20 protein-coding genes, 2 pseudogenes and 2 riboswitches are annotated in these 20,972 nt (G+C 55.3%); of the genes and pseudogenes, 15 read left to right on the top strand and 7 right to left on the bottom strand.

Features of this window, described 5'->3' with window-relative positions; genetic code table 11:
* Window positions 1-105 precede the first annotated feature (105 nt).
* From KO116_RS03195 to KO116_RS03160, 9 genes and pseudogenes are all read left to right on the top strand, one after another.
* The gene (locus KO116_RS03195) at window positions 106-1,524 is read left to right on the top strand and encodes an aminotransferase-like domain-containing protein (protein ID WP_035560850.1); all 1,419 of its coding nucleotides are present in this window, start codon (window positions 106-108) and stop codon (window positions 1,522-1,524) included.
* Window positions 1,525-1,637: 113 nt separating this feature from the next.
* The gene (locus KO116_RS03190) at window positions 1,638-2,330 is read left to right on the top strand and encodes a transglycosylase SLT domain-containing protein (protein ID WP_045812061.1); all 693 of its coding nucleotides are present in this window, start codon (window positions 1,638-1,640) and stop codon (window positions 2,328-2,330) included.
* 11 nt (window positions 2,331-2,341) lie between these two features.
* Window positions 2,342-3,082, top strand: coding sequence for a sulfite exporter TauE/SafE family protein (locus KO116_RS03185; RefSeq protein WP_035560847.1), 741 nt, complete (start codon window positions 2,342-2,344; stop codon window positions 3,080-3,082).
* A gap of 70 nt (window positions 3,083-3,152) precedes the next feature.
* On the top strand, window positions 3,153-4,340 hold the full coding sequence (locus KO116_RS03180; RefSeq protein ID WP_035560844.1) for a M24 family metallopeptidase: 1,188 nt from the start codon (window positions 3,153-3,155) through the stop codon (window positions 4,338-4,340).
* Between the two features lie 133 nt (window positions 4,341-4,473).
* Complete coding sequence (locus KO116_RS03175) at window positions 4,474-4,845, top strand: hypothetical protein (protein ID WP_035560841.1); 372 nt, start codon at window positions 4,474-4,476, stop codon at window positions 4,843-4,845.
* 173 nt (window positions 4,846-5,018) lie between these two features.
* On the top strand, window positions 5,019-6,413 hold the full coding sequence (locus tag KO116_RS03170) for a YfcC family protein (RefSeq protein WP_144408554.1): 1,395 nt from the start codon (window positions 5,019-5,021) through the stop codon (window positions 6,411-6,413).
* A 6-nt stretch (window positions 6,414-6,419) separates the two neighbouring features.
* A pseudogene (locus KO116_RS26255) lies at window positions 6,420-6,764 on the top strand (DUF1028 domain-containing protein); the annotation flags it as partial.
* 134 nt (window positions 6,765-6,898) lie between these two features.
* On the top strand, window positions 6,899-7,120 hold the full coding sequence (locus KO116_RS26250; RefSeq protein WP_082072542.1) for a DUF1028 domain-containing protein: 222 nt from the start codon (window positions 6,899-6,901) through the stop codon (window positions 7,118-7,120).
* Between the two features lie 53 nt (window positions 7,121-7,173).
* The gene (locus KO116_RS03160; RefSeq protein WP_045812060.1) at window positions 7,174-8,433 is read left to right on the top strand and encodes an allantoate amidohydrolase; all 1,260 of its coding nucleotides are present in this window, start codon (window positions 7,174-7,176) and stop codon (window positions 8,431-8,433) included.
* 20 nt (window positions 8,434-8,453) lie between these two features.
* Here KO116_RS03160 and KO116_RS03155 read toward each other — a convergent pair whose 3' ends face one another.
* The gene (locus tag KO116_RS03155) at window positions 8,454-9,209 is read right to left on the bottom strand and encodes a FadR/GntR family transcriptional regulator (protein WP_035560830.1); all 756 of its coding nucleotides are present in this window, start codon (window positions 9,207-9,209) and stop codon (window positions 8,454-8,456) included.
* Between the two features lie 182 nt (window positions 9,210-9,391).
* On the opposite strand from KO116_RS03155, the gene KO116_RS03150 reads away from it, so the two are divergent.
* The 3 genes and pseudogenes from KO116_RS03150 to KO116_RS03140 all read left to right on the top strand — a co-directional run bounded on the left by KO116_RS03150 (window position 9,392) and on the right by KO116_RS03140 (window position 11,797).
* Window positions 9,392-10,510, top strand: coding sequence for an alkene reductase (locus KO116_RS03150; RefSeq protein WP_035560826.1), 1,119 nt, complete (start codon window positions 9,392-9,394; stop codon window positions 10,508-10,510).
* A gap of 132 nt (window positions 10,511-10,642) precedes the next feature.
* Window positions 10,643-11,109 (top strand): annotated as a pseudogene (locus KO116_RS26245) (TspO/MBR family protein).
* A gap of 88 nt (window positions 11,110-11,197) precedes the next feature.
* Window positions 11,198-11,797: a cell division protein ZipA C-terminal FtsZ-binding domain-containing protein gene (locus tag KO116_RS03140; protein ID WP_035560820.1), complete on the top strand. Its 600-nt coding sequence runs from the start codon at window positions 11,198-11,200 to the stop codon at window positions 11,795-11,797.
* A 6-nt stretch (window positions 11,798-11,803) separates the two neighbouring features.
* On the opposite strand, the gene KO116_RS03135 is transcribed toward KO116_RS03140, so the two are convergent.
* Both KO116_RS03135 and KO116_RS03130 read right to left on the bottom strand, forming a co-directional pair.
* Window positions 11,804-13,393 carry an ABC-F family ATPase gene (locus tag KO116_RS03135; protein ID WP_035560816.1) on the bottom strand — a complete coding sequence of 530 codons (1,590 nt, stop codon included), beginning with the start codon at window positions 13,391-13,393 and terminating at the stop codon, window positions 11,804-11,806.
* Between the two features lie 97 nt (window positions 13,394-13,490).
* Window positions 13,491-14,345 (bottom strand): sirohydrochlorin chelatase, encoded by an 855-nt coding sequence (locus tag KO116_RS03130; RefSeq protein ID WP_035560812.1) that lies wholly within the window; start codon window positions 14,343-14,345, stop codon window positions 13,491-13,493.
* Between the two features lie 130 nt (window positions 14,346-14,475).
* On the opposite strand from KO116_RS03130, the gene KO116_RS03125 reads away from it, so the two are divergent.
* Window positions 14,476-15,048, top strand: a complete 573-nt coding sequence (locus KO116_RS03125; protein WP_035560809.1) for a gamma-glutamylcyclotransferase — start codon at window positions 14,476-14,478, stop codon at window positions 15,046-15,048.
* A 2-nt stretch (window positions 15,049-15,050) separates the two neighbouring features.
* Here KO116_RS03125 and KO116_RS03120 read toward each other — a convergent pair whose 3' ends face one another.
* Complete coding sequence (locus tag KO116_RS03120) at window positions 15,051-15,578, bottom strand: HPP family protein (protein WP_035560806.1); 528 nt, start codon at window positions 15,576-15,578, stop codon at window positions 15,051-15,053.
* A gap of 123 nt (window positions 15,579-15,701) precedes the next feature.
* Window positions 15,702-15,995: a hypothetical protein gene (locus KO116_RS03115; RefSeq protein WP_008959277.1), complete on the bottom strand. Its 294-nt coding sequence runs from the start codon at window positions 15,993-15,995 to the stop codon at window positions 15,702-15,704.
* Between the two features lie 187 nt (window positions 15,996-16,182).
* Between KO116_RS03115 and KO116_RS03110 the strand changes: the two genes are divergently transcribed.
* Both KO116_RS03110 and KO116_RS03105 read left to right on the top strand, forming a co-directional pair.
* Window positions 16,183-17,853 carry an acyl-CoA dehydrogenase family protein gene (locus tag KO116_RS03110; protein WP_035560801.1) on the top strand — a complete coding sequence of 557 codons (1,671 nt, stop codon included), beginning with the start codon at window positions 16,183-16,185 and terminating at the stop codon, window positions 17,851-17,853.
* A gap of 103 nt (window positions 17,854-17,956) precedes the next feature.
* A riboswitch (glycine riboswitch) is annotated at window positions 17,957-18,058 on the top strand.
* Window positions 18,059-18,163, top strand: a riboswitch (glycine riboswitch). It abuts the riboswitch before it with no gap.
* 56 nt (window positions 18,164-18,219) lie between these two features.
* Window positions 18,220-19,485, top strand: a complete 1,266-nt coding sequence (locus KO116_RS03105; RefSeq protein ID WP_035560799.1) for a D-amino acid dehydrogenase — start codon at window positions 18,220-18,222, stop codon at window positions 19,483-19,485.
* Between the two features lie 41 nt (window positions 19,486-19,526).
* On the opposite strand, the gene KO116_RS03100 is transcribed toward KO116_RS03105, so the two are convergent.
* Window positions 19,527-20,294 carry an amino acid ABC transporter ATP-binding protein gene (locus KO116_RS03100; RefSeq protein ID WP_035560796.1) on the bottom strand — a complete coding sequence of 256 codons (768 nt, stop codon included), beginning with the start codon at window positions 20,292-20,294 and terminating at the stop codon, window positions 19,527-19,529.
* On the bottom strand, window positions 20,287-20,952 hold the full coding sequence (locus KO116_RS03095) for an amino acid ABC transporter permease (RefSeq protein WP_035560793.1): 666 nt from the start codon (window positions 20,950-20,952) through the stop codon (window positions 20,287-20,289). Before KO116_RS03095 ends, KO116_RS03100 begins: the two co-directional genes overlap by 8 nt.
* Between the last annotated feature and the right edge of the window lie 20 nt (window positions 20,953-20,972).

Below are 20,972 nucleotides of genomic sequence, written 5' to 3'. Positions count from 1 at the left end.
CTAGCAGTAATGTGGTTGTCGGCGAATACACCACTTTTGCGTTCAACCAGACCACTTTTCTGTTTTACTGGAAAATTGGTGAACATCGTGACGGTGAGGATAAGGATGGATGGCCAGTCAGCTTTACAACAACTTGTAAAACACTATGCACAGCAACCTGAACGCTTAAGTAAACAAGTGCGAATAGAGCAAGCGCTGAGACAAGCGATTACCCAGGAGTGGCCTAACCAGACTCGCCTACCTTCTCACCGGCAACTAGCGTCAGCGTTAGGCGTTGCTCGGCATACACTGTCACTAGCCGTTGCGACGCTGCTTAAAGAGGGTCTGCTTACGACTTCTCATGGCAGTGGTACTTGGAGCTGCAAAGTGTCGGCCCCTGCTGTCTCAAAACCCAGAAGTGTGCAGCTATCAAAACGTGCACAACGAGTGTTGCGTTGGCCGGGTGCGAGCACTGTTCAAAGCGGGGCCTTCGTCCCCGGTATTCCCGATATCGCCCAGTTTCCAATGCGTAAATGGCGGCAGCTCTACGCCAGCGTGACAGTGCCGCAGAATGCCCTGCTGCTCTCTTACTCCACCGGTGGCTACGGCCCGTTGAAGCGCGCGATACGCGATTTTTTGGCGCGCTGGCGCAATATTAATTGCGACACTGAGCAGATTATCATCACCGACGGCACCCATAACGGCATTGAGCTATGCGCCGTGGCGCTGGCCGATGTGGGTGACACCGTTGCCATGGAGTCGCCCTGCTACTGGGGAGCACGCAACGTGTTTACCGCTGCGGGTTTAGAGATTCAGATGCTGGCGTGGCAGCCAGGCCAGGGTCATGCGCTACCGCCTGCCCCTGACCCAGTAAAGCTGGCCTACCTCACAGGCTCGCACCACTATCCACTCAGCGTGCCTACCCGAGCTGCCGACAAGCAACGTTTATGCGACACCTTAGCGCCTACTTATATTATCGAAGACGATTACGAGTTCACCCGCGACGACCACCCCAACTTGCTCTTCGACCCACACTCAGAGCGCCACTTGCTGGTGGGCTCGTTTTCCAAGATGATGTTTCCAGGTTTGCGGTTGGGCTATTTAGTGGTACCGCACCATTTAGCGGGGCCGATGAACCGCCTACGCAGTGAGCTTTTTCGTGAAGGTCGTATGCTGGATCAAGCCGTGCTGGCGCAGTTTATTTTTGATGGCGATTTAGATACCTGGTGCCGACGCATTCAGCGCGACTACCTTGGACGCCAGCAGGTGCTGCATGACCAGCTGCGCTCGCTGCCTCGAGTGCGCAGCGTTTCACCGCCCAGTAGCGCCATTAGCCTATGTGTCGAATTTGAACCGGACGTTGACGACGTAGGGATCGCTCAATCGCTGCTGAAAGAGCATTTAATCGTGCGTCCATTAAGCCCTGTTTGTGCACCAACCGATCTGCGAGTTGGCTTGGTGATGGGCGTCGGCATGCTGTCAGGGGAAACGCTGGTGCGTGAAGCACAGCGCCTGCGCCGCGGCCTGGAAGCGCTGCTGCGCTAGGCGCTATGGATAGCACATGGGTAATAGCTCATTTGTTATGCCGGAAGCTCTTCTTAACACCTTATCCACAAGCTTTATAACGCTTATTCACAAACATATTCACAAGGACTTTTATGCGTTCCCCTGTTGATGATTTTATAGGCTGTTTTACCTTAAGCTCTTCAGTGGCTCTCGCTAGGCTACGCCTATGGGCATCGCTAAGTTTTGTACTGCTTCTCTCTGGCTGCGCCATCTTTGCCCCCAACCCGCCCCAGGATCAAAGCAATATCTGCGAAATATTCCGCGAGCAGCCCAGTTGGTACGACTATGCCCAGGAGTCCGAGGAGAAATGGGGGACGCCGATTGCCACGCAAATGTCGTTTATCCAGCAGGAGTCCTCGTTTCGCAGCCATATTCGTCCTGATCGAAAATACTACTTAGGCTTTATCCCGGGCCCGCGCCCTTCTTCTGCGAAAGGCTATGCTCAGGCGCAGGACCCTGTATGGGAAGAGTATGAAGATCAAGCAGGCAGCCTTTTCTCACGGCGTACCCATATGAAGCACGCCACGGATTTTATTGGTTGGTATAACCGCCGTTCTCAGCAACAGGCGGGGATATCACTCAGTAATCCAGAGCACCTTTATTACGCCTATCACGAAGGCGCTGGCGGCTATCAACGCGGCACGTATCGCGGCAAACCGCAGGTCTTGAGGGCAGGTCGAGAAGTGGCGGCGCGCGCTAATCGTTACCAGGCCCAACTCAACAGCTGTGAAGCGGAGTTTCAGTGCCGCAAGTTTTACCAGGTCTGGCCGTTTTGCCGTAGTTAAGGGATCTGACGATGTCACTATGGATTGGTGCAGCCCTGGTTAGCGTGGTGTTTTTCACATCGATGCTCTCCGGGGTATTTGGTATGGCGGGCGGCTTGGTACTGTTATGGTTTTTGCTGCTGATTTTCCCTGCGGGCACTGCAATGGCGGTGCACGGCGTGATACAGCTAACGGCGAATGGGTCACGAGCATGGCTTTCGCGGCGCTATATTGTCTGGCGCATCGTCGCGTTTATGACGCTGGGGGTACTGAGCGCCGCAGGCCTACTGTTGCTATTCAACTACAGCCCTAATGCCGCCAGCGTCTCGCTGCTGATTGGCTTGCTGCCGATACTGGTGTGGCTGCCCAAGCGCTGGTTTCATCTCAATGCCAACCGCGCCAGCCATGCGTTTTGCTGCGGCATTGCATCAGGCGGGTTAACCATTGCCGCTGGGGTTTCCGGGCCACTCATCGATATTTTCTTTGTGCGCTCACGCATGGACCGCCGCCAAGTGGTGGCGACCAAGGCGATGATTCAGGTAGTCGCCCACAGTATTAAAATTATTTTCTATCTGGGCGCTGCGATGGCACTGAGCGCCGGTGAATGGGGCATCGTATTGCTAGCGGCACCGTTTGCCATGCTTGGCACGCAAGCGGGGAACCGCATTTTACATCGTCTCACCGATGCCAATTTCCGCACCTGGACCCGGTGGATCGTTACCGGCATTGGGGTTTTCTACTTTGCACAAGGGCTATTCCTGCTCACCCGCTAGCGTTGATGAGTCTAGAAGCACACCTTTGAGAGATGCCTATACTGACCTTACCTAAATATTGGAGGTCGCTATGGATTATCACCACTACCGCGAAGCCCTGACCCAAACACTCGCCCAGAGTGAAGTGCCTTTTCCTGCTGCCGAATACCAAGCGCGCCTGGACAAGGTGCGTCAGGCGATGACCGAGCAAGGGTTAGATGCGCTGCTGCTCACCGACCCCGCCGACATTAATTACCTTACCGGCTACCACACCTTTGAAGTCTCGGTTCATGCCTGTTTGATCTGCACACAAGAGAAACTCGTGCTGCAAGTTGCTTCGATTGAAACCGGCGCGGCGGTAGTCACCGCTCGGGTCGATGAGATTATCGGCTACCGCTGGGAAAACCTGGATGAAATCATCACGCCGCTGGCGGATCTGCTTACCCCCTGCCAGCACATCGGTATAGATGGCTGGAGCAGCGGGCTACGCTTTGGCGTTATCGATGCACTGTTGCAGGCCATCGGCCGCGAACGTTTCAGCGAAGCAGGCGCGCTAGTCGACGCCATTCGGATTGTCAAAAGCCCTGCTGAACTAGAGATGCTGCAAGAGAGTGCCCGTATCACGGCGCTCGGTTTAGAGACCGCGATTCAGAGCATTCGCCCGGGCATGACCGATAACGATATTGCCGCCGTGGGTGCCAAAGCGCTGTTGGAAAACGGTAGCGAGTTTATGAGCCTGCAGCCCATCGTGACCAGCGGGCATCGCATTGGCGTAATACACGTTAACCATAAGCGGCGTGTCATCCAGCCAAACGAGCCAGTGTTTCTGGAGTTTGGCGCTGCGTATCAGCGTTACACGGCCCCCATGATGCGTACCGCGGTGACGGGCACTCCCAACGCGGCCCTCTCAGCTACTCGCGACCTTTGTCGTTCAATATTCGAGGCGCTGTGCGACACCATGCGCCCAGGCAATACCTTTGATGCCGCTGCCCAGGCGGCTGATACCTTACTCGCCCCGCAGCGAGACCAGTATTTTTTCTCCGGCGTGTTTGGCTACGCCGTGGGCGCACAGTTCCCGCCTAGTTGGGTGGAGGGCACCGGCTTTATCGCCAAAGGCCAGACCCGCACTTTTGAAGCTAATATGGTCTTTCACCTACCGCTCTGCCTGCGGGTGCCCGGCCAGTGGGGCGTAGGAATAAGCGATACCGTGGTGGTGACCGAGCAGGGGGCCAAACCGCTAACCAATAACGACTGGAAACTGTTTGAGGCACACTCATAGCGATTGCATTGACACTTCTATTGAGTAGCGCTATCGTCACCACAGATGCAAATGAGAAACACTCTCTTTATTTTATCGAGTAGATGATGGGATCTGAGCCCATCGATAGCCACCAGTGTGAGGTATCAGTGGGATGACTAGCGAGCAGCGACAACTTCGCCAAACAGTCATGTTTTTGCGCACCTCTTTTGAAGCGGTTCAGCACTCTATTGCTGGCCGCCTGGAAGACCCGCTGCCCTGCTGGCTTGATACCAGTATGCTCACTATGCTTTCGCGGGAGCTCACTCGCTGCTGCCAACAAGCCAAGCCGCTGTTCGCCCCACCGGTCACCGAACAGCTGTTTATCGCCTCCCAGCAGTGCGAGCTGCTGCTCAAACAGTGCCCCGGTGTACTCAGTAGCGCCGTTTGCCACCGCCAGCTAGCCGCTATTATGTTGCCGCTCGCCACCGCGCTTCAGCAGATCGACAACCCTGCCAAGCGGCGTTGGCCCTGGCAGCGGCGCTAATTCCCTCTCTTCACAAACAAGCGTGCGATTAAGACTTCCAAATTTGCCTAGTCGGCACGTTCCTGGCGTTTGAAAATTCGAACGTGCTTGACCCTGCTATTTATCATGATAAATTCAAAGTGAGGCGCCAACGAGCGTCCACGCTGAGACACATCACAAGCAAGGGTATGCTCATGGCTGAACAACAAACCGCGGCAGCCTCTGGCTCGCGTAAAAAGTGGTATCAGGCGGTTCCCGACCCCATGGTGCTAATCTTTATCATCCTGGTCGCTACTTATTTTTTGACCTTCATTATCCCCGCCGGTGAATTTGAACGCGTTACCCAAGATGGCCGAACGGTCGTGGTGCCAGGCTCTTTCGCCTACCTGGAAGACGTCGCCAATATTCCGCTGTTCAATATTTTCGTGGCGATTCCTGAAGGCCTTATCTCCGCCTCTCGATACCTGTTTATCGTCTTTATCGCCGGGGGGCTTTTTCATATCCTGCAAAAGACCGGGGCGCTGGAAAATGCAATCGGCGTGGCGGTTAACCGCGTTGGCGTTGAACGACGAAACATGATCATCGTCGTCGGCACTTTTATCTACGGTTTTTTTGGTGTCGCCGTTGGGTTTGAGAACAACATTGCATTAGTCCCTATTGCGGTTCTCATCGCCAGCGCCATTGGATGCTCCAGTTTGGTAGGCACCGCCATGGCCGTCGGCGGCATCGGGATCGGCTTTGCGCTCTCGCCCATCAACCCTTATACCGTGGGAGTTGCTCAAGGTATCGCGGAGCTGCCGACGTTCTCTGGTGCATGGCTACGCACGCTGCTAGTGCTTTCATCACTGGCACTGCTCTCCCTGTATATCTGCAAACGCGTCGTCAAAATGGAGTTTGAAGAGCCGGATAATGCGGAGGCACTGAGCAAACCGCTCAGCGAATACCGCCTGACCAAACGCAATATCCTGACCATGGTGGTGTTTGTAGGTGGGTTGATCGCCATGTTGATCGGTGTATTTACCCGTGGCTGGTACATCAACGAGATTGCAGGCACGTTTCTGCTGCTGGCGATCATCATTGGTGCCTTGAACGGCCTGTCGGCCAACGGCATCGTCAAACAGATGATGGAAGGTGCTGCTAGCGTTACCGCCGGCGCGCTGGTGATCGGGGTAGCGGCCTCTATTCAGGTCATTCTTGAACAGGCCGTCATTATCGACACCATCGTCAATTCTCTGAGCGCGCTGATTGACGGTATACCGTCGATATTCTCTGCCATCATGGCCAGTGTGGTGCAGGGCATCATCAACCTGTTCATTCCCTCTGGCTCCGGCCAGGCATTGGTGACCATGCCAATTCTTATCCCTGTGGCAGACCTTGTCGGCATGAGCCGCCAACTAATGATCACTGCGTTCCAGGTTGGCGACGGTTTGACGAACCTGATTGTGCCGACCTCCGGCGGTACGCTGGCCATGCTGGCACTTGGTCGCGTCTCCTACGCCCAGTGGCTCAAGGCAATTCTGCCCTTTATGGTGCTGGTCTATGGCTTGTCCTGGATTGGGCTGGTGATTGGCCACTTGGTGGGCTATTAAGCCACGATGACGCTTTCACTGGTTCACTGCCACCCGGCTACAGGCACTGTCGCCACTATTACTGCCACCGGTGGAGTGGCGGTAGGTGGCTATGTGCATCACTGCTGGCGCGGCGTTGGAGCGTGCGTCACCCAAGGGCGGTTTACCAATCCCTGGTACCCGGCTCAAGTGCATGGCGCACTTGTCGATGGCGCCACCGCTAAGCAAGCCCTTGGCGCGGCTATCAGCCAAGATAGCGACGCCGCGCTACGCCAATGCCTGGTGATGGATGCCCATGGCCGCTCGTCAGTGCATTCGGGAAGCGAGAACATCGCTAAAGTGGAAGACGTGCGCTTTCCCGGCGTCGCTGCGGTCGGCAACATGCTGCAGAGCAGCGATGTCGTGCAGATCTTGGCAGAGCATTTCTTAAGCCTTAGCGCCACCAACAGCGGCGCCGCCATCAAGCGCAGCGAGGCCCCCGCTATCCGAATCATCACGACCAGCACTTGCTGGCGCATCTCATTGACGCCCTTAATGCCGCGCTGGACGCGGGTGGCGATAAGCGTGGCACCCGCTCAGCCGCACTGCGTATCGAGTCGTTCCAGCAAGCCCCCATTGATTTGCGCGTTGACTGGTCGGAAGACGTCGTGGCTGCCTTGAGGGCGTTGGCTGACCAGTTCATGAGCGATGATTTCCAAGCCTTTTGGCGCCAACTGCCGCTACGCTAGACGCGCTTCCACGCTGCTGTGGTTGCTGGTGCCCATCGCCTAACGGAGAGTTTATGACCAAAGCCGCTGTTAATACTCCATTTGCCCAGGGTGAGTTGGGGCAGTTATTAATCGAGCGCCTGGACGAAGCTGCCCGCTGCTCGGCTCCTGGCGCCGGTGTTACGCGACTATTCTGCTCTCAGGAGCACCAGAATGTACTGCCGCTGATCAGCCGTTGGATGGAGCAGGCTGGGCTTGCCCCGCAACTTGATGCTGCTGGCAATCTCGTGGGTCGCTGCCCCAAGGCACAGGCAGGCGGAAAAACCTTCATCATGGGATCTCATCAGGATTCGGTGATCGAAGGAGGCAAGTACGACGGCATGCTGGGCGTTGCGCTGCCCATTCTGGCGTTGGAAGCGCTTAAGCGCGAAGGGGTGACACTCCCTTTCGGCATCGAGGTGGTCGCGTTTGGTGACGAAGAGGGAGTGCGCTTCCCTACCACGCTGGTTGGCAGCAAAGCGCTGGCGGGTAACGTAACGCCTGATCAGCTTGCCGTCCGGGATGCACAAGGCGTGACGCTTGCAGAGGCCTTGACCGCCTTCGGCTGCCAGCCAGACGAGATTCCCGCAATCGCCCGCAACCCTGCCAACACACTAGGTTTTTTAGAGGTCCATATCGAACAGGGACCTGTTCTTGAGCAGCGGCATCATGCGGTGGGTGTTGTCACGGCGCTAACGGGCATTGAACGCCACCGTGTCACGCTGCGCGGCAAGGCCGGACACGCAGGCACCACACCGATGCCCATGCGACATGATGCACTCGTTGGCGCGGCAGAGATGGTACTGGCCGTCGATAGCGTGCTGCAGAGAACCGATAAGCTGGTCGGCGTGGTGGGCAAGCTAGATGTCCACCCAAATGCCGTCAATGTCATTCCTGCCGAGGTCACTTTCACTGTCGAGCTACGCTCACCGGAGCGCAACCTCCGGCAACGAGGTCGCGAAGCTGTCTACGCCGCAATGGAGGAAGTGGCGACTCGCCGAGGGCTGGTACTGGAAATGGAAAACACGTACAGCGCTGATGCCACTGCCTGTGCCGACTGGATAATGACATCCCTAGAAAAGGCCTGTGCCGATGTTGGCCAGCCTGCAGAACGACTGTTCAGTGGTGCGGGGCACGATGGCTTGGCCATGCAGGCATTAACCGATATCGGCATGTTGTTTATGCGCTGCAAGGAAGGGCTGAGTCACCACCCGGATGAAGCCATTACCGCCGAAGATGGTGAAGCAGCAACACGGGTGGTCATGGCATTTTTACGGCAACTTGCACGCCCATAGCGTTTTACGCCCTTAGCTCGTTATGCTAGTGGCTCAGGTAAAAAGCCTCGGCGCACCTGAGCCTCTTGCCGATTCATCACGCGCTGGGCATCCAGCATATGCTCACGCATGATGTTATAGGCGCTTTCGGCATCGCCCTGCTCAATGGCATCCAAAATTTCTGCATGATAGCGACAGCCAGTCTGCCCTAAATCACGAGTAACTGGCTCATAGAGACGGTGATAAATCGTCAGATCCGAGAGCACCTGTATGGTGAACCGGATAATAAACGTCAGCAGTTGATTACCCCCGGCTAACTCAGCGAGCATCAAGTGAAAATGCAGCGAATCAAGATGTTGCTGACGCTCAGTCTCGCTATCGTCCGCGGGGCCTGAATAGCTATGCAGGCTTCCACGCAAGCGCGCTAAATCGACAGGACTTACTTTCCCCGCTAGTGAAGCAGCCAGTTCAGGCTCTAATGCCAGGCGTATCTGATAGATATCCTTGATCGAGATATCTTTAAAAAACAAATAATTACTCAGCAAGGACACCGCTTTTGCATCACTCATCTCGCGTACAAAGGCACCGCCGCCAGGCCCGGTACGGGTTTCGACCAGGCCCTGCGCCTCCAGCACCCGCGTACTCTCGCGCACTGTGCCTTTCGATACCTGCAACGTGTCCATTAACTCCGACTCGCTCGGCAGCCGGTCTCCTGGCTTTAACTGCCGATCCACAATCCAGCACTTGATGGTTTCCGCCACCTGATAAGGGCGGCGCTGAGGCGCGTTTTTTAACATGCTATCGAGAACATCCTTGGTAATAAGCAGCAAGAGTACCAGAGAGAGTCTGATTTTGGATGCCTCGTAAGCGGTTACCTAGTGCATAAATACGTTTTAAAATATCCGGTTGGCGTTAACTAGTAAACTGGTCTATTCTGATGCGTACTATTTCATCGAAGCATTCAAAAGGAGCTTAATTGATGGCTTTCGAAACACTGTTTACTCCCCTCCAACTGGGTAGCCTATCGATTCCTAACCGGGTTGTTATGGCGCCACTGACACGTGCGCGTACACCCGATAGCGTACCGGGCAAAATGCAGGAAGCTTACTATGGCCAGCGCGCAGGAGCGGGGCTGATCATCAGCGAAGCCACCAATATCTCTCCCACTGCCCGTGGCTATGTGTATACACCCGGTATTTGGACGGATGCGCAGGAAGCCGGCTGGAAAGGCGTTGTTAACGCGGTACACGCCAAAGGTGGCCGTATTGCATTGCAGCTGTGGCACGTTGGGCGTGTTTCTCACGAAATGGTTCAACCTAACGGCCAGCAGCCGGTAGCACCGAGTGCCTTGAAAGGCGAAGGCGCCCAGTGTTTCGTCGAGTTTGAAGATGGCACCGCCGGTCAGCATCCCACCAGCACACCGCGTGCGCTGGAAACCGACGAGATCCCCGGCATTGTCGAAGACTATCGCCAAGCGGCCGAACGCGCTAAACGTGCTGGTTTCGATATGGTCGAAGTTCACGCCGCCAACGCCTACCTGCTCAACCAGTTTCTGGCGACTGGCACCAACAAGCGTACCGACCAGTACGGCGGTTCATTGGAAAATCGCGCCCGCTTCCCGCTGGAAGTAATTGATGCGGTGATTGAGGTTTATGGTTCAGACCGAGTCGGCATCCGTATGACGCCGTTTATTGAGCTATTTGGTTTGACCGACGATGAGCCGGAAGCGATGGCGTTCTACATGGCTGAGCAGCTTTCAAAGCGTGGCCTTGCCTACCTGCACCTGAACGAACCGAACTGGGCCGGTGGCGATATCACCTTTCCTGACGGTTTCCGTGAGCAGATGCGCGAGCGCTTTAGCGGCAGCCTGATCTACTGCGGTAACTACGATGCAGAGCGCGCTGAGGCCCGCATTAGCGAAAACACTACCGATGCAGTGGCTTTCGGCCGCCCCTACATTGCTAACCCCGATCTACCCGAGCGCTTCCGCGTTAACGCACCGCTCACCGAGCCGAATCACGAAACGTTCTACGGCGGTGACGAAAAGGGCTATACCGACTATCCGTTTATGGATAATGGCTATGATCGTCGGAGTTAAGAAAGTACTCATTTAGCAAATTGCTGAACTCTTACGACTGAAAAGCATCACTTAGGTGATGCTTTTTTATGTCTGATTATTATCAAACACTGCTAGGCTATTGATTCTTTCGTTTTAACACACGGGTGATACATGCTTGGTTCGCTGCTGGTGCTGCTGCTGTCTATCCTGTTAGTTGGCCTTACCGCCAGTACCGGTGCGCGTTTTCGTCCTGATAACTGGTACCGCGAACTGCGTAAGCCTACCTGGACACCCCCGATATCGCTTTTCCTATCGCGTGGGGCATACTTTATCTATTGATGGCGATCGCCGCCTGGCGAATCTACATGGCCGATGACTCGGCGTGGCGCACCGCCAGCTTAGCGGTTTACGTGCTACAACTTTTCGCCAATGCGGCGTGGTCCTGGCTGTTCTTTGGACGCAAACAGATAGCCGCGGCACTAGCCGATATTGTGGTATTACTAGGGTTGATTACTGTCGCCATTGCGCTATTTTCCCAAGTCAGCACACTCGCCGCGTGGCTGATGGTGCCTTACTGGCTATGGGTTGCGCTGGCGCTGGCACTCAATGCAACGATTTGGCGATTTAACCGGCGCTAATAGCATTTCAATCAACAACTTAAGCTCTGCCGCCATAATAAAATGCTATTAGCGGACCTACTTTAGGTTCACAGGAGGGAGTAGAGAGATGGAAAACACATCAATGGTGACACTGCTGGCTGGCGGATCCTTGATTTTGGGGCTGGTGGCGGCAGCGCTGTTTCTCTACTTTATGCTTTCTCAGCGCCGTAAACGTTCACAAAAAGAGTTCCTTGCTTCCACTGAGACGAAACAGGCGACGACAACCGCGCCTCCTGAGCCTGCTAAAGAACCCCCGGTGCCCGCTGATGAATCGAAAACAACGTTTAAGCAGCATTCACTGTTTGTGGTGTTCGCCAACCCTTCCCCTGACACCACGCAACAATTGACCGATTGGCTGCGTCAGATAGAGGCTAAATACGATCCACTCACCAAGGTTTACCATGTTCCAGGTAAGCAGCCTTCCAACCCAGTGACCATCGCTAATGCCTTTCTACCCGGCGAAATGCCTGATCTCTACCGGGATGCCAATCACGAAGTAAAAGGCATAAGCCTGCTGGTTAAACCCCCACTGCATAAGCGGCGCAACCAGCAGATGATTGTGTTCGTAGATATTGCCAAACAAGCCGCTGAGATTTTTCAGGGCGAATTACTCGATGGTGACCGAGAACCCGCCACAGAAGCCACCTATCAACGCATTATCGGTTAAACGCGTTTATACAACGCCTTGGCTGCGCAAGTAATCGTCATAGTTACCGCTGAAGTCGATAATACCTTCCGGCTGCATATCAATAATGCGCGTCGCCAGTGAAGAGACAAACTCGCGGTCGTGACTGACAAACAGCAGCGTGCCTGGGTAGTTCTCCAGGGCCAGGTTCAACGCCTCGATAGACTCCATATCCAGGTGGTTGGTCGGCTCATCCATCAGCATTACGTTGGGCTGAGTAAGGATTAACTTACCGAACAGCATGCGCCCCTGCTCGCCACCGGAAATCACCTTCACCGATTTACCAATATCGTCGCTGGAAAACAGCATCCGTCCTAACGCGCCCCGAACCACCTGCTCGCCGCCGGTCGTCCAGCTCGACATCCACTCAAATAGCGTGGCATCAACGGCAAAATCATCGCTATGATCTTGGGCAAAAACCCCGACGTCAGCGGCTTCGGTCCACTTCACTTCACCGGCATCTGGGTGTAACTCGCCCGCCAGGGTTTTCAGTAGCGTGGTTTTACCAATGCCGTTAGGGCCGATGATGGCAATACGCTCGCCGGCTTCCACGGTCATGGAGAGGCGCTCAAACAGCGGCTTCTCGCCGTTATAGCTTTTAGTGATGCCATCTACGTTGACAGCATTACGGTGAATTTTCTTGGCCTGATCAAAACGAATAAACGGACTGACACGACTGGAAGGTTTGATATCTTCCAGCTTAATTTTGTCGATCTGACGCGCTCGCGAGGTAGCCTGTTTGGCCTTTGAGGCGTTGGCAGAGAAGCGGCTAACGAACTGCTGCAGCTCGGCAATCTGGGCCTTTTTCTTGGCGTTATCAGAGTGCTGGCGCTCGCGAACCGCGGTGGCGGCGGTCATGTAGTCATCATAGTTACCCGGAAACAGGGTAATTTCTCCGTAATCCAGATCCGCCATGTGGGTGCAGACGCTATTCAGGAAATGGCGGTCGTGAGAGATGATGATCATGGTGCTGCTGCGCGCTTTAAGAATGTCTTCCAGCCAGCGGATGGTGTTGATATCCAGGTGGTTGGTGGGCTCATCCAGCAGCAGCACATCGGGGTCGGAGAACAGTGCCTGGGCCAGCAGCACGCGCAGTTTCCAGCCGGGCGACACTTCGCTCATCGGGCCGGTGTGCTGCTCAATAGGAATACCCAAGCCCAGTAGCAGTTCACCTGCGCGGGGCTCAGCGGTGTAGCCATCCAGCTCGGCAAAGCGCACTTCTAGATCAGCAACGGCCATGCCGTCCTCTTCGCTCATCTCTGCCAGCGAGTAAATACGCTCGCGCTCGGCAGCCACCGACCAGAGCTCGACATTGCCCATGATCACGGTGTCGATGACGCGCTCGTTTTCAAACGCAAATTGATCCTGACGCAGCTTACCTAACCGCGTGCTGCTATCCAGCATCACCTGGCCGGAAGAGGGCTCCAAATCACCACCGAGGATTTTCATAAAGGTGGATTTGCCGCAGCCGTTCGCGCCAATCAGGCCGTACCGGTGGCCGTTGTTGAATTTAACGGAGACATTTTCAAACAGGGGCTTAGCCCCAAACTGCATGGTGATATTGGCGGTTGCGATCACAAAAGGAGCCCGGTTAACGTGTCATTGATAATCAATAGAAAGGCTCGCGATTCTACGCGCTATTTGGCCTGTATTCACCCATCAGACTTTAGTCACATCAAGTGATGGCAGGGATATCGAGCAGAAAGCGTTCATCATCAATCGCTTGACGCAATCGAGAGTGCAAAATATCGACAATACCTGGATGTTCGCCTACCAGCTTAGTCGTGGTCACAGAAAGCCCAGGATGCTGCTGCTCAGCCGCCGCGCATATTTCAGCGATATCGCCACCCTCCCCCGCATGGCGCCCCGGCGAAAGAAACAGCATCGCCAGGATGACCGGGCCTGCATTGAACTCGGGTGACACCAGCAAGTTTTCCAGCAGCGGCTCGTTAAAGCGGTACTCATCACCCTCGCGGCGTTCCATAGAAGCAGCAGCAACACACGCTACGTCATCGGCTAACAGCACGCTAAGCTGCCCTGCTAAGCGGTTGCGCACGGCGGTGACGTCAGGAATCGGGCTGCCGTGATCTACCAGCGCCACATGAGGTTTAGTAGCTGGTTGAAGCTTCTCGCGCACATTGTCTGCCAGCAGATGGGCTAGGCGCAGGTCGTTATCCCCCAATTCATCCACCAAGGGCGGGGCTACACGCATCTTCACATGGGGAAAGCGCTCTTGCAGCGTGGCCATGCGCTCGGGCAGATAGCTAGTCAGTGCCTTGCTGGGGCCAAAAAAGAACGGCAGGATCAGGATCTCTGTCGCCCCTTGTTCGGCACTGCGTTCAGCGGCGGGGCCAAGGGTGGTAGCGGGAATGCCATCGACCTCTTTCACTGGAATCTTATTGGAGTGCAGCAGTGAAGCCGCCTGTACGGTTTCACCCATAAGCTCACTAAGCGACGCCGCCACGCGACGTAAATTAAGCGTTGCCTGCGCTCGTAGCGAGCCGTTATCGACCAAAAAAATCGCGCGCATGGCAGCCTCCTATTATGGCCTTGGCGATCAAGTGGGTGATCAACCATGACATGTTAAGATGGTGGTTTTACACCGTCGTTGCCCACCATGTTACTTGAAAAATGTGACTTAAAAACGTTGCCGGATACCGATGCTTGATACCACTGCGCTTAACCAGCAAAGAAATTTCTTCGATGGCCATGCCGAGATTTGGCTATTTGGCTATGGTTCGCTGATCTGGAAGGCGGACTTTGCCTATTTAGAGCGCCGCCCGGCGTTTATCACCGGCTGGGAACGGCGATTTTGGCAAGGCTCCCATGACCATCGCGGTACGCTTGAAGCACCGGGACGGGTTGCCACCTTAATTCCCGCTGAGGGCGCGGTGTGCCATGGCATGGCCTACCGGATTACACCGGAAGTACTGGCACCGCTGGATGTTCGGGAGAAAAACGGCTACCTACGGGAGAAAGTTCCGCTGACGTTTACCGATGTCAGCAGCGAAACGCCTGAACAGAGCGAAGGGCTTATTTATCTCGCCAGCGAAGATAACCCGGCCTTTCTAGGCGAGGCGACACTGGACGAAATAGCGTTACAAATAGCTAACGCGCACGGCCCCAGCGGCCCTAACCGTGAGTACCTGGTCAATCTGGCTGCCGCTCTACGTGAACTAGGGGCAGAGGATGCTCATATATTCGCACTGGAGTATCAACTCAGCCGCGTATGACCTCACCAGTACCGGGGATAACGGCGGTGCCGAGCAAGGTTATTGACCAAAACAGCAATGATCAGCATCACAACACTGCCTGCGCCAATCGGTAACAGCGGGTACCACCAACCCAATTGGTGAACGCTAGCCCCGCCACCTACTGCAATCAGTGCAGCCGCGGCTCCCGGTGGGTGAACCGTGTGGGTTAATTGCATAACAAGTATCGACAGCGATACAGCCAGAGACATCGAGAGCGGTGTCGCCCCCAGCAGTTGGTAGCAAGCGACGCCGATACCCGCTGATAGCACGCTGCCAAACAGCACGTGGCTTGGCTGAGCAAAAGGACTTTCAGGAGCAGCATAGATAAGCACTGACGTCGCCCCGAAGGAGCCTACGATCAGTAGCTGTTGCGAGAGCCAAGCCGAGCTTAACCAGCAGATAACCGCCATACCGCTAAAGGCGCCGATCCAGGACCACACCGCATCCTGCCAACCCACTCGGTTGCGCTTAATTCGTTGCCCCCGCATCTTGCCAAGATAAGTTTTCATTGCACTCGCTTTGCACAAAATGAGTGCAGATGATGGCAAAATGCACCAAATAAGCAAATGACAATCCGTCATATCCTTGATGAAACTGGCTCAAGGGCGCTACTTCAAGGGTAAGGCAACGCTTTACATCATCAGCCAAGAAAGAATAAACAGCCCCAATAAGGTACGAAATATCCCCCCTATCAGCGATCCGCGCAGAAATGCACGGACACCGCCAAACAGGATCAATAGGCCAACGACCAGCACAGCAATGCTAAAAAAAGAATCGTTGATTCCCAGGGAACGGGTCAAGCCATCGATAAAATCGCCAAAGGCACCAAAGAAATTGGTGAATATGCCCAATAAGAACTCAACCACCACGCGGATTGCCTCGCCGATGGTCTCGCCTATTTCGTCAAAAAAACCGTTTGCTTGCATTGATAGTACCCAAGGCTGAAAAGGATAAGCTTGGCATTGTCGGTTAAATACGCTGGCTGAGCAAAGCAGAACAAATCCCGCTTCTTTTTACGCTAAATTTTTAGCGCCCTCCTCGCCAAGCAACTACTATAAAAGAGATAAAACGATCGTTTAAATAAATATAATTATCTGACACTAGGTTCTCACCATGACGCACCATTATCCACTTGCCGACAAACTCCAGACCAATACCCATCAGGTGGAAAACCAGCCACCAACGCTTGCAAACTACAACAGCTACACCGCTGACCGCGCACTTCAAGAGGGCGTTAAACGCGAAGGTGGTACTAACGATAGCGCTCTCAAGACGTTTGGGCAGTGGGCGGGCTCCGCCGAGGCCATTGCCCTGGGCTTTGACGCCAATCGTTACGCACCTCAGTTGGTCACCCATGACCGGCAAGGGCATCGAGTTGATCTGATCGAGTTCCACCCTGCCTACCATCAGCTGATGCAAACGGCGGTAGAGCACGGCTTGCATGCCAGCCCCTGGCGAAACCCTCAGCCCGGTGCGCATGTTAATCGGGCCGCCAACTACTTTTTACAGGCCCAGGTAGAAGCGGGCCATGGTTGCCCCATCACCATGACCTTTGCCGCCCTGCCCGCACTGCGCCACCAGCCCAGCTTGCTTGAGAGCTGGGGCGATAAAATCACCGCCCCGCATTATGACCCGCGCAACGTGCCTTATTTTGAGAAACAGGGCGTCACTCTCGGCATGGCAATGACCGAAAAGCAGGGCGGCTCCGATGTGCGCCTGAACACCACTCGCGCCTACCCGATTGGCCAAAGCGGGCCGGGTGAAGCTTTTGAGCTGGTGGGGCATAAGTGGTTTGTCTCGGCACCGATGTGCGACGCCTTCCTGGTACTCGCCCAGGCGCCCGGCGGTTTGAGCTGCTTTCTGCTGCCGCGCTGGCGGCCCGACGGCAGCAAGAACCCGCTGCATATTCAGCAATTGAAGCGCAAAATGGGCAACGTGGCGAACGCCTCCAGCGAGACGGAACTGCGCGGTGCCTTTGCCTGGATGGTGGGCGATGAAGGTCGTGGCGTGCGTACGATCATTGAGATGGTCGCCATGACCCGCTACGACTGCATGATTGGCTCAGCTGCAGGAATGCGTCAAGCCACCGCCCAGGCGATTCATCACGCCTCCTATCGGCATGCCTTCGGGGCGCGCCTAAGCGAGCAGCCGCTGATGCAAAATGTGCTCGCGGATTTGGCTATTGAGAGCGAGGCCGCCACCACCCTGATGCTGCGCATGGCCCGGGCTATGGATCATCAGGACAACGAGCATGAGCGTTTGCTTTCGCGCATAGCCACCCCCGTCGGCAAGTACTGGATCTGCAAGCGCACGCCCCACCACGCTTACGAGGCAATGGAGGTGATTGGCGGTAGCGGCGTAATGGAGACCCACATAACGGCGCGCCTGTTTCGCGAGTCGCCCATCAACGCCATCTGGGAAGGCAGTGGTAACGTACAATGCCTGGATATCCTGCGCGCAATTGAAAAACAGCCCGAGGTGCTCGACGCCTACTTCGCCGAACTCGGCCTTTCACAGGGCGCCAATGGGCATCTTGACCGCTTTATCCACCAATTACAGCGGCAGATGCAGGATACCCAAGCGCTCCAGTACTGCGCTCGCCAGTTGGCGGACGGCATGGCCCTGGCGTTACAGGGCGCGCTGCTGGTACAGCACGCTCCCGCTTATGTGGCCGATGCGTTCTGCGCTGGACGGCTTGCTGACCGCAGCAGCCTCAATACCGGTACCTTACCCACCGGGCTGGATTGCGCGGCAATCATCGAGCGTGCCCAGCCATTGGAATGAGCCGCGTGGAATAAGCGTTCACGACCTTCGTCGACTTCCATGCTAAAACTAGTCACGTTAAAACTGATCTTGTTAAAACTATTTGCATTAGAACAAAAACAGCAAAGTAATAGCGGGAGAGCTTGGTGCGTCAAACTATGATGACGCCAGCGCCGAAGGAGCAACAGCCCCGGAAACTCTCAGGCAACCGGACCGCTATTACCCTCACTTTCCGAAGAGCGGCTGGTGACTGCGTCACTCAGCCCACCGAAGGAGCAAGCGAGCCCAACGGGCACGTGAATCTCTCAGGTTCCATGACGGAAGGGGTACGCCAACAGCTACGCCGTTAGGTGGTATTCCCGACGCTCATACAATCTGGAGAGACTCATGCAACGCATTGCCGTTATCGGTGGTGGTATCACCGGCATTACCAGCGCCTACGCCCTGGCCAAACGTGGCTATCATGTCACCGTCTTTGAAAAGCATCGATACGCCGCCATGGAGACCTCGTTCGCCAACGGCGGTCAACTCTCGGCTTCGAATGCCGAAGTGTGGAACCACTGGCCCACCGTGATCAAGGGCATGCGCTGGATGCTCAAAAACGATGCTCCGCTGCTGGTCAACCCTCGCCCAAGCTGGCACAAACTCAGCTGGTTTGGCGAGTTTATCGCCTCGATCCCCCGCTACGCTGCCAACACTACCGAAACCGCCCGCCTGGCCATTGCCGCCCGAGAGCACCTGTTTCAGTGGGCAAAAGACGAGCAGATCGGTTTTGACCTCAAGCAGAAAGGGATTTTGCATATTTACCGCGATAAAGCGGGCTATGACCACGCCGCTAAGGTATCGCAACTGCTCAGCAAAGGCGGCCTTGAACGCCGGGCGGTCAGCCCCGACGAGATGCGCGCCATCGAACCAACCCTGGCGGGCAGCTACTACGGCGGCTTCTATACTGAAAGCGACGCCACGGGTGATATTCATAAGTTTACCCACGGCCTGGCGCAAGCCGCCGAGCGCCGCGGCGTAACGCTTAAATATGGCCACAGCGTGCAGGATCTCGGCGCAGACGAACAGCACGCATGGATCACCGCCACCATTGAAGGCGAGGCTGACGGTGAACCGGTGCGTGAAACATTCGATAGCGTGGTGGTCTGCGCCGGGGTAGGCAGCCGTGCTCTGGCTGCCAAGCTGGGAGACCGGGTCAATATCTACCCGGTCAAAGGTTACTCCATTACCGTGCAGCTCGATGACGCCGCCTCTCAACAGGCCGCCCCCAACGTGAGCCTACTCGATGATGAAACCAAACTGGTGACCAGCCGCCTGGGCGACGACCGCTTTCGCATCGCGGGTACCGCCGAATTCAACGGCTTCAATCGCGATATTCGCGACAACCGTATCCGCCCGTTAATCCGCTGGGTGGAGGAGTGCTTCCCTGGCGTTAGCACCCGCCGCGTGGTGCCCTGGGCAGGCTTACGTCCGATGCTTCCCAACATGCTACCCAAAGTCGGTCGCGGAAAATCACCCACGGTCTTCTACAACACTGGTCACGGTCACCTGGGCTGGACGCTCTCCGCGATTACCGCGGATATGCTGGCAGATGCTGTACAAGCGGAGGAAGAAGCTTCCGCGTCGGCAAGTACAACGCGGTCAGTGTGATGTACTCACGTTATTAAGGAGGGAAACTTCTTCCTTAATAATTAAGCCACGGGTACTTCAAGCTCCAAGAAGCGCCGTACTCGCTCTGTTTTAGGATTGACGAAAAACTCGCTAGGGTGGGATTTTTCGATAATGATACCTTTATCGAGAAAGACCACCTGATCGGAGACTGCCCGGGCAAACTCCATTTCGTGGGTCACCAGCACCATGGTGTAGCCCTCTTTTGAAAGGTCTTTAATGACGCCTAGCACTTCGCCCACTAACTCTGGGTCAAGCGCTGAAGTGGGCTCATCAAATAACATCACTTTAGGCTGCATGGCGAGCGCTCTGGCAATTGCAACTCGCTGTTTTTGCCCACCTGAAAGCGTATACGGGTAGTCGTTTCGCTTATCGACCATGCCCACCTTTTCAAGCAGCGCCATGGCCCGTTCCTCGGCTTCGGCTTTGCTTACGCCCTGAACATGAATGGGTGCCTCGGTGACATTGCGCAGTACGCTTAAATGAGGCCAGAGGTTAAAGCCCTGGAAAACCATCCCTAGGCGCGCACGCATACCCGCCAGTTCCCGGCGCGACATAGGCTTACCGCTGTCGCTGACACCAATGCGGTCGCCGTCGATACGGATATCACCATGGTCAGGCCGCTCCAGCCAGTTGATACAGCGTAGTAAGGTAGATTTACCCGAGCCGGATGAGCCCAAAATGCTCACCACCTCTCCAGTCTGCACTTCCAGCGAAACGTCCCGCAACACCTCGGTGCCATCAAAACTTTTAGATAGTTTGCGAATACTAACGGCGGCGGTCTCAGGCATTTTCGAATCCTCGCTTGGCGCCAAAACGGCCAATCATATTGATAAGTAGCTCTAAACCAATGCTGATCATCCAGTAGAAGCCGATCACCACGATGAAGGCCTCCATGGGAATGAAGTAGGTGCTCGACAGGCTGCTCGCCGCCGCAGTGAGTTCGCGTACGGTGATAATCACCAAAAAGGCGGTGTCTTTGAGCAAGATAATCAGTTGATTACCCAACAAGCCTCGTGTCTTCAATATCAGCTGCGGCAAAATAATACGCATAAACATCTTGGGCTGAGAAAACCCCTGCGCAATGGCAGCCTCCACCTGTCCTTGTGCGAAAGTAGCGCGGCAGCCACGCAGTATTTCTGCGAAGTAAGCGCCATGATAGATCACCAGAGCAATAATCCCCGCCGTCCAGGCGCTCATGCGGATGCCTGCGCTGGGCAGGCCGTAATAGAGTAAATAGGCCAGAATCAGAAACGGCAGCATGCGCATGGCGTCAATAAAGATGCGCAGCGGTATTTTTAAACGCGGGCGCGAACCCTCTAACAAAAATACGATCCCGCTACCCAAGATAAACGCCAGCACTGCAGATAAACCAAACAGTTTTAAGGTGTTATAAAAACCGTTTAAAAACACATCGTACGATGACCAAAGAATATCCCAATTGCTCATAATGGCTCCCTAAATGACCA

This window comes from Halomonas sp. KO116 (assembly GCF_000734975.2).
Lineage (GTDB): Bacteria > Pseudomonadota > Gammaproteobacteria > Pseudomonadales > Halomonadaceae > Vreelandella > Vreelandella glaciei.
Note: the sequence above shows the minus strand (reverse complement) of the source record. Positions and strands in the feature narration are given on the sequence as shown.